General features: G+C 71.3%; 14 protein-coding genes. 9 read left to right on the forward strand and 5 right to left on the reverse strand.

From position 1 onward, the window contains the following. Nucleotides 1–20 precede the first annotated feature (20 nt). Nucleotides 21–1,898 carry a DUF8769 domain-containing protein gene (locus ABWO84_RS03495; RefSeq protein ID WP_353112580.1) on the reverse strand — a complete coding sequence of 626 codons (1,878 nt, stop codon included), beginning with the start codon at nt 1,896–1,898 and terminating at the stop codon, nt 21–23. 44 nt (nt 1,899–1,942) lie between these two features. Continuing rightward, nucleotides 1,943–2,665 (reverse strand): polysaccharide deacetylase family protein, encoded by a 723-nt coding sequence (locus tag ABWO84_RS03500; RefSeq protein ID WP_353112582.1) that lies wholly within the window; start codon nt 2,663–2,665, stop codon nt 1,943–1,945. 182 nt (nt 2,666–2,847) lie between these two features. Between ABWO84_RS03500 and ABWO84_RS03505 the strand changes: the two genes are divergently transcribed. From ABWO84_RS03505 to ABWO84_RS03540, 8 genes are all read left to right on the forward strand, one after another. Then, nucleotides 2,848–3,381: an LbetaH domain-containing protein gene (locus ABWO84_RS03505; protein ID WP_353112584.1), complete on the forward strand. Its 534-nt coding sequence runs from the start codon at nt 2,848–2,850 to the stop codon at nt 3,379–3,381. Then, nucleotides 3,378–4,484: an oligogalacturonate lyase family protein gene (locus ABWO84_RS03510; RefSeq protein ID WP_353112586.1), complete on the forward strand. Its 1,107-nt coding sequence runs from the start codon at nt 3,378–3,380 to the stop codon at nt 4,482–4,484. The genes ABWO84_RS03505 and ABWO84_RS03510 overlap by 4 nt, the downstream gene beginning before the upstream one ends. 163 nt (nt 4,485–4,647) lie before the next feature. After that, nucleotides 4,648–5,013, forward strand: coding sequence for a 30S ribosomal protein S6 (gene rpsF / locus ABWO84_RS03515; protein ID WP_353112588.1), 366 nt, complete (start codon nt 4,648–4,650; stop codon nt 5,011–5,013). A gap of 5 nt (nt 5,014–5,018) precedes the next feature. Then, entirely contained in the window at nt 5,019–5,513 is a 495-nt protein-coding gene (locus ABWO84_RS03520) for a single-stranded DNA-binding protein (RefSeq protein ID WP_353112590.1), read from the forward strand. An 84-nt stretch (nt 5,514–5,597) separates the two neighbouring features. Then, the gene (gene rpsR / locus ABWO84_RS03525) at nt 5,598–5,852 is read left to right on the forward strand and encodes a 30S ribosomal protein S18 (protein ID WP_040168021.1); all 255 of its coding nucleotides are present in this window, start codon (nt 5,598–5,600) and stop codon (nt 5,850–5,852) included. An 11-nt stretch (nt 5,853–5,863) separates the two neighbouring features. Continuing rightward, complete coding sequence (gene rplI, locus ABWO84_RS03530; RefSeq protein ID WP_353112593.1) at nt 5,864–6,316, forward strand: 50S ribosomal protein L9; 453 nt, start codon at nt 5,864–5,866, stop codon at nt 6,314–6,316. Between the two features lie 213 nt (nt 6,317–6,529). Next, the gene (locus ABWO84_RS03535) at nt 6,530–7,126 is read left to right on the forward strand and encodes a hypothetical protein (protein ID WP_353112595.1); all 597 of its coding nucleotides are present in this window, start codon (nt 6,530–6,532) and stop codon (nt 7,124–7,126) included. Beyond that, nucleotides 7,123–7,662, forward strand: a complete 540-nt coding sequence (locus ABWO84_RS03540) for an RNA polymerase sigma factor (RefSeq protein ID WP_353112597.1) — start codon at nt 7,123–7,125, stop codon at nt 7,660–7,662. The genes ABWO84_RS03535 and ABWO84_RS03540 overlap by 4 nt, the downstream gene beginning before the upstream one ends. Before the next feature lie 286 nt (nt 7,663–7,948). Here the strand turns inward: ABWO84_RS03540 and ABWO84_RS03545 are convergent, their stop codons facing one another. Continuing rightward, nucleotides 7,949–8,950 carry a hypothetical protein gene (locus ABWO84_RS03545; RefSeq protein ID WP_353112599.1) on the reverse strand — a complete coding sequence of 334 codons (1,002 nt, stop codon included), beginning with the start codon at nt 8,948–8,950 and terminating at the stop codon, nt 7,949–7,951. Between the two features lie 542 nt (nt 8,951–9,492). Here ABWO84_RS03545 and dnaB point away from each other — a divergent pair. Beyond that, on the forward strand, nt 9,493–10,884 hold the full coding sequence (dnaB, locus tag ABWO84_RS03550) for a replicative DNA helicase (RefSeq protein WP_353112601.1): 1,392 nt from the start codon (nt 9,493–9,495) through the stop codon (nt 10,882–10,884). Nucleotides 10,885–10,923: 39 nt separating this feature from the next. Here dnaB and ABWO84_RS03555 read toward each other — a convergent pair whose 3' ends face one another. Together ABWO84_RS03555 and ABWO84_RS03560 are read right to left on the reverse strand one after the other, a co-directional pair. Next, on the reverse strand, nt 10,924–12,501 hold the full coding sequence (locus ABWO84_RS03555; RefSeq protein ID WP_353112603.1) for an AMP-binding protein: 1,578 nt from the start codon (nt 12,499–12,501) through the stop codon (nt 10,924–10,926). A 66-nt stretch (nt 12,502–12,567) separates the two neighbouring features. Further along, complete coding sequence (locus ABWO84_RS03560) at nt 12,568–13,581, reverse strand: zinc-dependent alcohol dehydrogenase (RefSeq protein WP_353112605.1); 1,014 nt, start codon at nt 13,579–13,581, stop codon at nt 12,568–12,570. Between the last annotated feature and the right edge of the window lie 11 nt (nt 13,582–13,592).

Consider the following 13,592-nt stretch of genomic DNA (forward strand, 5'->3'; position numbering starts at 1 on the left):
CGGGAAGGTCGTGGTGCGGGTCAGGCGGAGAGGGATGCGGCGACGATGCGCGCATGGTCGAGGCGCGAGCCGGGGCGGGTCGGGGCCGTGAGCGCGAGCGCCTCCCGATCCGGGAGGACCCGGCGGAGGCGCAGGGAGCCGTCGCCGCGCTCCGCCGTCACGTCGGCGGGGGCGAGCTCTCCGTTGCGGAGCCGCAGCATGCCGGTGGCGAAGGTCTCGGACAGCGCCGACACGACCAGCTCCTGCGGGGTCCCGGCCTCGAGCCATGCCACGTCGATGTCGATGCCGCCGTCGACCGGCGTCACGCGCGCGGTGCGCTCGGCGCCGTCGAACAGGGCGTCGGCGAGGATCCACTCGACGGTCGCGGTGCGGGTGCGCACGTCGACGCGCCGGACGCCGCGGCGCTCGCCGTCCAGAGGCGTGCCGTCGGCGCGCACCTCGGCGTCGTCGAGGCCCCGTACCGAGAAGCGCACCAGGAGCGAGGAGGTCGCGACGGCCTCGCCCGGCTGGATGGCGTCGAGGTGGATGTGCGCATCGCCGGAAGGGGTGGCGAGGGCGATCGACCACAGCACGTCGCTGCCGTCCTGCTCCGCGCGGAAGGATCCGCCGGCGAAGCCGTGCCCGTCCCGGAGGACCTCGACGCTGACGAAGCGGGCGACCGTGTCGGGGTCGGCGGGGTCGTCGCCCGGCTCGGCCCAGTAGCCGAGCAGCGGGCGGCGCTGCAGCCAGGTGTCACCGAAGTTGACGCTGCCGAGAGTGGCCGCTCCCTCGTGCCAGCTGGTGCCGACCGTGGGCAGGATCACGGTCTCATGACCTTCGGCGGCCGCGGCGGAGACGCCTGCGACCTGACCGGGGATGTAGTGCGTGTCGGTGAACACCTCGCGCACCGTCGGCTCCGCGGCCGGGCGGTCGAGCAGCGGGCGCAGGTCGTCGGGGATGCGCAGGTCGAGCACCGCGTCGTGCACGCTGTGCACGTCGGCGGGACGGGTGTCCGCGTCGAAGATCGGCCAGGTGTCGCCGGCGACGCGCTGCACGATGAGGAGGGCGGAGGGCTTGCGACGGAGATCGGTCGAGTAGCAGCGGGCCATCGGCCCGGTCAGCTGCCCGGTGGCGGGGTGCCAGCGGGCGAGGAAGTGCTCCCAGGCGATGCGCTCGATGTCGCCGGCCTGCGCGACCGCGTCGTCGTCGTGGATGTACTGGCGGATGCCGGTGAACGCCTGCATCACGACGGCCCAGTAGCTGGGGGAGTTGAACTCGGCGAAGCTGCGGCTGCGCGTCAGCAGCGCGTGCAGCCGGCGGAGCCGGGTGCGGCCGTACTCCTCGAGATCCTCGTCGTCGAGCAGCTGCCCGGCCGCGAGGGTGACGAAGGCGCCCTTGACCGCGATGTTCGTGTAATCGAGGTCGACGTCCCGGCGGATGATGGATGCCGCAGCGCGGCGTACGGCGGTGCCGGCGCGCTCGCGAAGAGCGGGCTCGAGCCGCTCGCCGTGGCGGAACAGCAGCAGGCAGAGGAACTCTCCGAGGAAGTCGGCCCAGTTCCAGTCGGGCGGCGACATCTGGCTGAGCGGCTCCTCGGCGTAGTAGGCCCAGAGCCCGTAGGTGTCGCTGTCCTCGTCGGCGTCCTGCAGGGCGAGCACGGCGTCGAGCACGCGGGCGGCGCGCGCTGCGCGGGGCTCTCCGTCGACCTCGGTGTCGCCCGCGGCGTCGAGCTCCCACAGCAGCAGTGCGTAGGCGAGGCTGTCGCGGATCGGGTGCGCGCGGCCCGTGACCCGGGTGTGGATCGGGTTCGGCGGACTGCTGTTCGCGAGGAGGTCGCGCTCGGCGTCGTACTCGGCGTCGCCGCCGCGGCGCGCTGCGTCGAGGGCGAGGGGGTCTGCGGTGAGGATGTCCTGGTTCATGGCTTCCGGTTTCACGTGATGGTCGGGGGCGCTGAGCCGACGGCTCAGGCGGCGAGGTCGTCCATCCCGACGAGGTCGAGGCCGAGTCCGGCGGCTTCGGCGAGCACCTGGCGCAGGCGGTCGGGATGGATGTGATTGGCGTCGGAGGCCGGGGCGACGTCGTGCGCGTAGAGCACGAGCGACCCGCCGTCCTCCGCGAGCGTGCGGAGCAGGGCGCTCAGCACGGCGGAATCGGCGGGGTGGGCCCGGGGGCCGCATCCGGTGTCGATGCCGCGCGAGGGGTGCACCCGTTCCGCGGAGCCGGAGGGCAGCACGGCGTGACCGGCCTCCACGGGGTCGAGGCCGCGGGGGCCGCCGCCTCGCAGACGGTCGAAGACCCCGAGCAGCGCGTCGTCGCTCGCGTCGTCGCGGCGGGAGTTGGGGTAGGCGAAGGTCCGGGCGGAGGCGCCGAGGGCGGTGAGGGCCGCGACGCTCGGGGCGATCTCCTGCGCGAGGTAGTCCTCGGCGCCGGAGCGGGCGATCGCCTCGTCGGCGTTGCGGTGCCGCGCGCCGTGGCTGCCGATGCGGTGGCCGTCGGCGAGGAGCGTCCGCACCGCCCGCTGCTCCTCGTCCTCCAGCAGATCCGCCTCGACCAGGAAGAAGGTCGCACGGGCGCCGACGGCGTCGAGCAGCGGGCGCGCGGCGATCCAGCTGCCGAGATGCCGGTCGTCGAACGTCAGCGCCAGTCGGCCGGATGCAGCGGCACCGGTGACGGCTGTCGGGGTCACGTCATCGCCTCTCTGCGAACAGCTCACGGGTGCGCTCCACTGTAGGGCAATCATCGCCGTATTTCAATCGTTTGGAATTAGTCGTCGCCGGCGGATCGAGGTGAACCCATCGACAAAGTCCATTGATTTGAGTTAGTGTGATCGCACCCGCGCGGCCTGCGCGTCGGTGCGAAGGAGACGGCATGCATCCCGGCAGTGTCCGTGCGCGGCTGAGCCGCGCTCGCCGTGGCCTCGACGCCGACGCCCGGCTGCTGCAGGAGCTCGCCGGGCAGTCAGGCGGCCCCCGTCCGCGCCTGCCGTTCGCGCTGTCGCAGCCCTCGCTCCGCGCCGGCTGGCTGTTCCGGCTCGCCGCCGGGGGTGGGCGCCTGGGGCGCTTCGCCCGAAATCGGCTCCTCAGCGGTCACGGCTGCGACGTCTCGCCCGGGGCCGTCTTCCTCGGCGCACTGCACCTCCCGCATCCGCACGGCATCACGATCGGCATCGGCGCCGTGATCGGCGAACGGGTCGCGATCTACCAGGGCGTCACGATCGGCGCGAACCAGGCCGGACGCTATCCGACCATCGGCGACGACGTGCGGCTCTTCCCGCACTGCGTCGTCGCCGGGGACGTGCGGATCGGCGACGGCGCGACCGTCGGCGCGCAGGCCTTCGTCTCGCGGGACGTGCCCGCCGGCGCCGTCACCCGAGGAACCGCACCCGAGAGAGGACGCACATGATCGAGGACCACTCGCCCCGGATCCTGCTCGACGACAGCTACGCCACCTACCCGCACAGCAACGGATACTACGACGGCGGCGCCAGGATCGCGCTCGGCATGGCGGCGGGCGCCGACGAGATTGTCGGGGTGCGCCTCGACGGCTCCGGCGAGCCGGAGGTGCTGCTGTCGGCGGAGGCGATCGCCGCCGAGTCCGACCTGCCGCCGTGGTCGGAGAGCGAGCTCGCGCGGTCGGTGCCCTGGTTCGACGTCGCCCTCGACGCCCAGACCCTCGTGTGTGCGCGTGACGACGCGCTGTTCGTCGTCGAGCTGGCGGGCGACCGCACGCCACGCATCGCGCACCGGCCCGCAGACGGATGGGCCCTCGACGGGCTGACGAGCGTGTCGGCCGACGGCCGCACCGCGCTCGTCAGCGAGATGCGCGACGGGGTGCACCGGGCCCTGACCGTGGACGTGCGCACCGGCGCGACCACCGAGATCGTGCGGCATCCGTGGTTCGCCAACCACTTCCACCTCGTGCCCGCGGACGAGTCATGGATCGGCTATTCGCATGAGGGCGCGGCCACGCAGGTCGACGACCGCCTCTGGGCCTGGAATCGGGAGGATGCGCCGGACGGGCGCCGCGTCGTCGACCAGCGCGCCCTCTCGGCGCAGCCGCCAGCAGCCGTGGCGCTCGGGCACGAGCGCTGGATGTTCCACGACACCGGGGCCGTGGTCGTCGCCTACGGCGAGAGCGAGGCCGGGCCCCGCGGCATCTACGAGGTGTTCGTCGACGGCCGAGCTCCGCGGCTCGTCTCGGCGGGGGAGCGCGACTGGCACTGCGGGATCACCCGAGACGGTCGCACGATCGTCGTCGACACCACCGGCCCGGCCGACCTCCCCGGGCGCGGATGGGCCGACGCCGGAACCGCGAGCTCCATCCAGCTCATCGACGCGGCGAGCGGCGAGCGGCGCACGATCGCCGAGACGGGGTTCATCTCGCACCCCTATCACCCGCACCCCTCGTTCACGCCGGACGGCGGCGCCGTGGTCTTCAACCACGTCGAGAGGGACGGACGAGGGGCCGTCATCCGCCGCGGCGCCGCGATCGTCGAGCGGGGCTGAGAGGCGGCGGTCGAGACCGGCGGAGATCTCCGTTAGACTGTTGCAGTTGTCTGTCCTCCGGCGTGCGCTCGATGCGCATCGCGACGAGGTCCGGCACGTGCAACACACCCTCCTGCTTCCGGGAAAGTCCCGGGAGCCGTTCTAGTCCGAAGGAGGTGGGTAAGTGACGCACCAGTACGAGCTCATGGTCATTCTGACCCCTGAGCTGGACGAGCGCCAGGTTGCCCCCAACCTCGACAAGTTCCTGAAGGTCATCACCAACGATGGTGGCTCGATCGACAACGTCGACATCTGGGGCAAGCGCCGTTTCGCCTACGAGATCAACAAGAAGAACGAGGGCATCTACGCCGTCGTCAACTTCACCGCGACGAGCGAGGCCACGCAGGAGCTCGACCGCCAGCTGAAGCTGAGCGAGCTCGTGTTCCGCACCAAGGTGCTGCGCGCCGAGGAGGCTCAGGCGATGGTCGCCGCCGAGGCGAAGCGCGCCGAGGCCAAGGCCGCCCGCAAGCCCAAGACGGCAAAGGCGTAATCACCATGGCCGGCGAAACCGTCATCACCGTGGTGGGCAACCTCACCGCAGACCCCGAGCTGCGCTACACGCAGAACGGCCTGCCGGTGGCGAACTTCACCATCGCTTCGACCCCGCGCACCTTCGACCGTCAGGCGAACGAGTGGAAGGACGGCGAAGCGCTGTTCCTCCGCGCCTCGGTCTGGCGCGAGTTCGCCGAGCACGTGGCGGGCTCGCTGACCAAGGGCATGCGCGTGATCGCATCCGGTCGCCTGAAGCAGCGCTCCTACCAGGATCGGGACGGCAACAACCGCGTCTCGATCGAGCTGGAGGTCGACGAGATCGGCCCGTCGCTGCGTTACGCGACGGCTCAGGTCACGCGCGCTGCCTCGAACGGCGGCGGCGGTGGACAGTCGCGTCCGCAGCAGCAGGTCTCGGAAGAGCCGTGGTCGACCCCCGGCTCCTCGAGCGCCGACGCCTGGAGCACTCCGGGCAGCTTCGGCGACGACACCCCGTTCTGATCTCCGGTCGTTGAGCGGGGCCGGCAGGCCCGAGAAACGCGCTCAGCATCCGGGAAAAACATCTTCATCTCGTAAGGAAAACTCATGGCTGGAAAGTCGAGCGGCGACCGCCGCAAGCCGCGGAAGGGCGCGAAGAACGCCGCTCCCGCGAAGTCCATCCGCGTGGGCGTCATTGACTACAAGGACGTCGCAACGCTTCGCAAGTTCATCTCGGAGCGCGGCAAGATCCGCGCCCGTCGTATCACCGGTGTCTCGGTGCAGGAGCAGCGTCTGATCGCCAAGGCGATCAAGAACGCGCGCGAAATGGCGCTCCTGCCTTACGCCGGCGCTGGCCGCTAAGGGGTACCGACATGGCAAAGCTGATTCTCACGAACGAGGTCGCCGGGCTCGGTAGCGCCGGCGACGTCATCGAGGTCAAGAACGGGTACGCCCGCAACTACCTCATCCCGCAGGGCTTCGCTGTGGCGTGGACCCGTGGCGGCGAGAAGCAGGTCGAGCAGATCCGCTCGGCTCGCAAGGCTCGCGCGATCCACGACCTCGACGAGGCGAAGGCTCTCAAGGACAAGCTCGAGGCCGCCAAGGTGCGTCTGTCCGTCAAGGCCGGTGCCGAGGGGCGTCTGTTCGGCTCGGTGAAGCCGGGCGACGTGGCCGATGCGGTCGAGGCCGCGGGCCTGGGCGCCATCGACAAGCGCAAGGTGCACATCACCGCTCCGGTGAAGCAGGTCGGCGAGCACGAGGCCACCGTTCGTCTGCACGACGACGTGACCGCCGTGATCACCCTCCAGGTCGTCGCCGCGAAGTAGTCGCGTTCCAGAGCGCCCCCGCCGTCTTCGGACGCCGGGGGCGTTTCTGCTATGTCCGGCTTCCCCGGTTGCGTGGTCAGTTTCGGCAGGTTTTCGTGCCAAAACCTGCCGAAACTGACCACCCTGCTTCCTCCTCGACCCGGCCGGGTTCTCCGTCGAGTGCAACGTTCGGCCCGTTCGCGGGAATGTAGGGGTGAACCCCTTGGAGGAGAGATGACCGGATCAGACCTGGACGATGTGCTTGCGAGCTATGCGCGCCCGCTGCCGCCCGCTGTGGAGACGGAGGCGCGACGGCTGGCCTCCTCCTCCGTGCCTGCCCGGGTGCGGAGGGGGAGGCCTCCGCGAGCGCGATGGGTGCTGCCGGCGATGCTCGTCGGCGGCGTGGTGCTCACCGCGGGCGCGGGAACGGCGACGATCGCGATGTCCCACTGGTCGGGGGTGAGCGCACCGCTCGAGGACGTACGCAACGAGGAGCCGATCCCGGTGTCCTGGACGACCGATTCGGGGCACACGGAGACATGCCGAGTGTGGATCGAGCTGCGCCAGGTCGAGCGCGGGGACCGGAGCGTGCTGGACGCGGCTATCACCACGCATGACTGGTCGGGTCTGGGGCAGCGCCTCTACGGCGAGGGCGAGCCGGAGGCCGGTGACGATGCGGACGGGGAGAGCAGGGTGTCCCGTGGCGTCGGGCCGGTGCTCAGGACCTTCGCCGAGCAGACGTTCCCCGGCATCGGATGGCTCAGTGAGGCCGGAAGCGGCGAACGAGCAGTGGAGGCGTGGGGGATGACCTGCGTACCTCCGACGCCATGATGCCGAGGAACGACGCCCTCGCGGCGCGCGTCACCTCCGCGGTCGAGGCGAACGCGTCCGACCTTCTCGCGTACCTCGTCCGGCGCGTGGACCAGCCTGAGGACGCCGCGGATCTGCTGTCCGAGGTCTTCCTCATCGTCTGGCGACGGGCCGCCTCGTTGCCGGAGGACGCCACGGAGGCGAGGCCCTGGCTCTTCGGAGTGGCCCGCCGGGTGCTGCTGCACCACTACCGGCGTGCACGTCGGCAGCGGGCCGTCGCCGCGCGGCTCCGAGAGGCCCTCGCGGTGCTGCCCCATCCCGCGCGCGCGGATCCGGCCGAGCACGCCGACCTCCACGATGCACTCGCACGCCTCGGCGCCGTCGACCGCGACATCATCGGACTCGTCCACTGGGAGGGTCTCACTCTCGTCGAAGTGAGCCGGGTCCTGGGGATGAAGGAAGGGACGGTCCGGAGCCGCTATCACCGGGCGCGAGGCGTGCTGCGGGCACGGTTGGGGGACGTGCACGGCGTCGGAACGACCGCACGCTCGATGTAGGGAGAGGGCGGATGCCTCGCCGTGGGAGAGGGAGGCATCCGCCCCGGATCCCGGAACGAGATGGGGAGTGACGTTCCGGGATCGCAGGACGCCGCAGCGGGGGAGGTGCCGCGACGCCCGATCTGCGGAGGGGGTCGGCGAGGAGCGGAGGGGAGTTGCCCCTGGCCGATCTCGGACCTCCGCACCGGGACGGGCCGCGCAGAGCGCGGCGGTGCCCCGGATGCCGCGGGCGCGCAGAAGGGCGCCGACGGCACGACGGAAGGCTGCTCGATCGAGCAGCGCCGGGTCAGTCGGGTGAGACGTCGGCGGTGGCGACGGGGGCCGCGGGCGGTGAGATGCCGATGGCCGCGGGCGGGCCCCAGGTGGAGCCGGGCGCGTCGAGCGGATCGATCTCGCCGACCGTCGCCAGCGCGGAGAGGGCGATGCCGCCGCTCGCCGAGGTGGTCGGAGTGGCGGGCTTGGGGGTCATCGGGGAGAAGCCCGACGCATCGGGCTCGGGAGCCGGCGGCGGGTCGGCGTGGGGAGGGGTCGGCGTGACGACCGCCGGGGCGGGCAGCGCGGCGCGTGCGGCCGGCGCGGTCCAGGAGGCCGCAGGAGCCCCGCGTCCCACTGAGGCGCGCTCCGAGTGACCCACGGTGCGCGCACGGTCGTCCTGGGCCTGCTGGTCGCCGAACCGGGGGCTCTCGCCGATCCAGACACGAGGTCCGCGGTGGTCGTCCTGCCCATGATCGGTGCGTGCGCCGGAGCGGTCGCCGGGGCGGAGGATCCAGGCTCCCGGGCGGGCGCCGAGGCCCCGCTCGTCATCGTGACCGCGCACGGCGTCTGCCGCCTTCCTCGCGGTGTCGGAGGCGGCTTCCTTGACCTTGTGCAGCATGTCCTGCACGTCGGGAACGACAGGGCGATGCGGCTGCGGAGGCTGGGGGGCGGGCTTCTGCGGCTTCGGCTTCTGCACGCCCGGATTCTTCTGCGCGCCCGGATTCGGGGTGCCGGGCTTCGCCAGGGGAGGCTTCGTGACCGGAGGCTTCGTCCACGGGGCGGAGGAGGGGCGATCGCCGGAGGCCCGATGGTCCTGGTCGCCCTGAGAGGAGCCGCGGCCGTTCCCGGGGGTCCCCGGGCCGGCGTGCCCTCCCTGCGCGACCGCCGTCGACCGGGCGTGCGCCTCGCCGCTCTCGGCGGCGTGAGCGTTCGAGCCGCCGAGGAACACCGCCAACAGCGCCCAGGCGAGCACGCCCAGGGCGCCCCACAGGGCGACCGCGGGGATGCGGCGCCGGGCAGTTGCGGCGGTCACGCTCGGCTGTTCTCCGATCGGATGGGGGGGGGTGTCGTGCGTGTTGGAAGGACGTTCAACCGTACTTCACTTCTTCGACAGCGTACGCCACCGTCCTGGCCGCGTCGAGAGGCCGCCACCCGGATTTCCGCGGCTCTCCCGGCCCATCCCCGGCGTGTCGGATTACGCAGTGTTGTACACACAGGGTGTGGACAAGAGCAAACCTTCAATCACCGATTGAGGTCGATTTCCGTCCACAGGCTGGGGAGGACGAAAACACCTGTTCACGCAGAAATAGAAACCTTCAACCCGCCACTCTCCACGGAGTTGTCCACAGGCGTTCTTCACAGACACTCCCGCGTTCTCCGCATCCTTTCCACACAGTTATCCACAGGCCGTGTTGCGGGCGTCTCCGGCGGCTTCTAGCGTGGTCGAGCAACCGGATGTCAGGGGTTCGTGGTTCGCTCTGAGCAGCGGCCAGAACGGCGTCCGTTCCTCGTCCGCCCCGGGTCGTCCCGGCCGGGGCCCGATGGCGGATGCAGCCGGGAAGCGGAGGGAGAACTGTGTCGATCGCCGACATCACGGACGACCGCCTCGGCGGCCCGAACCGCCCCGAGCGCACCCCTCCTCACGACCTCCTCGCCGAGCAGAGCGCCCTCGGCGGAATGCTGCTCTCGAAGGACGCTGTCGCCGATGTCATCGAGACGCTCAAGGGCGCCGACTTCTACATCCCGAAACACGAGCTGATCTTCGAGGCGATCCTCTCGCTCTACTCGCACGGCGAGCCCACCGACGTCGTGGCGGTCACCGACGAGCTCATCAAGACCGGCGAGCTCGGTCGGGCGGGCGGCGCCGACTACCTGCACACCCTCACGTCGATCGTCCCCACCGCGGCGAACGCCGGCTACTACGCGGGCATCGTGTCCGAGCGCGCGATCCTCCGCCGCCTCGTCGACGCCGGGACCCGCATCGTGCAGCTCGGCTACGAGGGGCAGGGCGACGCGACCGACCTCGTGAACAACGCCCAGGCCGAGATCTACTCGGTCACGGGCACGGAGACCGCGGAGGACTACGTGCCGCTGACGGTGGCCGTCGACGCGGCGGTCGAGGAGATCGAGGCGGCGAGCGGCCGGGACGGCACGATGACCGGCATCCCGACCGGGTTCAAGGAGCTCGACGACCTCACCAACGGTCTGCACGGCGGGCAGATGATCGTCGTCGCCGCGCGTCCCGCCATGGGAAAGTCGACGCTCGCGCTCGACTTCGCCCGCGCCGCGTCGATCGGCCACAACCATCCGTCGATCTTCTTCTCGCTCGAGATGGGAAAGAGCGAGATCGCGATGCGACTGCTCAGCGCCGAGGGGGCGATCCCGCTGCAGAACATGCGCAAGGGAACGCTCGATCCTCGGGACTGGACCACGGTCGCTGCGACCCGTGGGCGCATCAACGACGCCCCCCTCTACATCGACGACAGCCCGAACATGACCCTGGTCGAGATCCGCGCCAAGTGCCGACGGCTCAAGCAGCGGGCGGGGCTGAAGATGGTGATCATCGACTACCTTCAGCTGATGACGAGCGGCAAGCGCGTCGAGTCGCGTCAGCAGGAGGTCTCGGAGTTCTCCCGTGCGCTGAAGCTGCTGGCCAAGGAGCTGCAGGTCCCCGTGATCGCCCTCTCGCAGCTGAACCGAGGACCGGAGCAGCGCCAGGACAAGAAGCCCGCGATCAGCGACCTGCGAGAGTCGGGCTCGATCGAGCAGGACGCCGACATGGTGATCCTGCTGCACCGCGACTCGGTCTACGACAAGGACGTGCGGCCCGGCGAGGCCGACCTCATCGTGGCCAAGCACCGCAACGGCCCGACGGCGACGATCAACGTCGCCTTCCAGGGGCACTACTCCCGCTTCGCGGACATGGCCCCCGGCGACTTCGGTGGCGGTGGCGGCGACTTCAACTAGACGGATGACGTCCGCCGACGTCGGTGGCTTGAGTTCGGCCTACAGGCGCGCGGCGTTCTCCGCCTGCTGTCGGAGCTCGCGCTTGAGCACCTTGCCGGTCGACGTGCGGGGGAGCGCGTCGACGAAGTGGAGGGCGTCGGGGATCTTGTACCGGGCCAGCCGCGCGGCCAGGTGGGCCCGGAGCTCGTCGGGCGTGCAACCGGGAGCGGCGACCACGTAGGCGCACGGGCGTTCGCCCCAGCGTGCGTCCGGGACGCCGACGACGGCCGCGTCCGACACCGCCGGATGCGAGAGCAGCGCGTTCTCCACCTCGATGGAGGAGATGTTCTCTCCTCCCGAGATGATGATGTCCTTGGCGCGGTCCTTCACCTCCAGATAGCCGTCGGGGTGGACGACGCCCAGGTCGCCGGAGCGGAGCCAGCCGTCGGCGAGGGCCGCTGCGGTCGCGTCGGGATCGCGATGGTAGCCGCGCATCAGGTTGTTCCCCTGCATCAGGATCTCGCCGATCGTCGTCCCGTCGGCGGGGACGTCGGAGCCCGCGCCGTCCACGACCCGCACGCGCCCCGACTGCAGCATCGGCACGCCCTGACGGGACATCCGCGCCGCGCGCTCCGGCGCGGGGAGGGCGTCCCATTCCGGCTGGTACTCGCAGATGGTGAACGGGCCGTAGACCTCGGTCATCCCGTAGACGTGGGTGACGGATGCGCCGAGCGCCTCGATGCGCGCGAGCAGGGCGGGGGAGGGCGGTGCGCCGCCGACGATCATCGTGATCGGCTGCGCGAAGGGCTCCGGGTGCGCGGCGACCACCATGTCGAGCACGGTGGGCGCGCCGCAGAGATGCGTCGCCCCGAGCTCGGCGATGCCGCGCCGGATGTCCGCCTCCCGGACGGCGGGGATGACGAGGTGGAGGCCGCCGCCGGCGGTGACGGCCCAGGGCGCGCACCAGCCGTTGCAGTGGAACATCGGCAGGGTCCACAGGTAGCGGGTGCGTCCGTCGAAGCCGCCGTGGTGCAGGAAGCCGAGTGCGTTGAGATAGGCGCCTCGATGCGTGTACTCGACGCCTTTCGGGCGCCCCGTCGTGCCCGAGGTGTAGTTGATGGCGATCACGGCCTGTTCGTCGTCGATCGTCCAGGGCAGGTCGGGCCGGCCTGCCCCCGCGGTGAGGAAGTCGTCGAACGAGATGCGTCCCGGGGGCACCGGGTCCCCCCAGGCCACGATCCGCACCTCGTGTGTGGCGAGGGCGACGGCCGACTCGGCGAGGGGGAGCAGGCTCGCATCGGCGAGCAGCAGCGGTGCGTCGCAGTGGTCGAGGATGTAGGCGATCTCGGCGGCGGCGAGACGGGTGTTGACCGTCACGAGCGGGTTCCCGGCGAGAGGGACGCCGAAGTGGGCGATCAGCAGCTCCGCGCTGTTCGGCGATAGCGTGGTCACCGCGCGGCCCGACGGCACGCTCGCCGACAGCGCCCTGGCCAGGGACTGCGCATCCGCGGCGAAGGCGCGGTAGTCGCGCACGTCGTCGCCCGATCGCACGGCGGCGCGTCCGGGGAACGCCACGGCGCCGCGGGCGAGGAACGACAGGGGGGTCAGCTCCACGCGGTTCGCTGCAACGGCAGACATCGTCGTCCTCGTCTCGGTGTGGTTCACGCGGTGCGGTTCAGGCGGCTCGGGTCCGCCGCCGGGCGGTCACCATGTCGCCCCGGCCAGCAGCGCCGAGGACGAGACGACGAGCGTCTTGTTCGATCCTCCGGTGCCGCGGGCGACGTCGTGGAACGCCTGCGGACCGTCCGACAGCGGGACCGTGCGGTCGATGAGGGCGTCCAGCTCCGGCCGCCCGGCCCCGACCCACTCCGCGGTGCTGCGGAAGTGCTCTTCGGAGTAGCAGTAGCTGCCGGTCATCCTGCGCTCGCCCACCGTGATCCCGTACGGAGGGATGGTGATCTCCGGGGCGCCCATGCCGACGAGCACGATCCGGGCGCGGGTGACCGAGTGCGTCAGCGCATCGGTGACGGTGGCCGACAGCCCAACGGCGTCGACGACGAGGGTGGCCTTGCCCCCGAACCGCTCCCGCAGCTCGTCGCCGGCGTCTTCGGGCGTTGTCGTCGAGAAGCCGAGCTGCTCGAGCAGGGCCCGGCGCGGCGCCGTCGGTTCGCTCACCAGGATGCGCGAGAGCCCGGCTCGGCGCGCGCCGAGGGCCGCAGCCTGACCGATGGGGCCCCCGCCGATCACCAGCAGGATGTCGTCGGCCTCGGGAGCCCCCTGCATCACGGCGTGGTAGCCGACGGCCAGGGGCTCGATGAGCGCGCCGTGCAGCACGGGCATGTCCGCCGGGAGAGGCACGACATTGCGCGCCGGCACGAGCACCCGCTCAGCGAAGCTCCCGTCCAACAGCGGGTCGACGCCGATCACGCGCGCATCGGGGCAGGCCTGGGTCTGGCCCGCGAGGCAGAAGCCGCACTCACCGCAGGAGACGAGCGGGTTGAAGGTGACCAGGGCGCCGTCGCGGACACGCCCGACCGCTTCGTGCCCCATGACCTGCCCGCCCCGGCGGCGCCCGTTCTCTCCGCTGTAGCCGTGGGAGTCGGATCCGCAGATCCCGGTCGCGATGACGTCGATCACGACCTCGCCGGGGCCGGGGGCCGGGTCGGCGCGGTCGACGATCGACATCTCCCAGGGCTTGGTGTAGGCGAGTGCATGCATCTGCTCGTCAT

Origin of the sequence: Microbacterium sp., assembly GCF_040394595.1 — a bacterium.
Classification (GTDB): Bacteria; Actinomycetota; Actinomycetes; order Actinomycetales; family Microbacteriaceae; genus Microbacterium.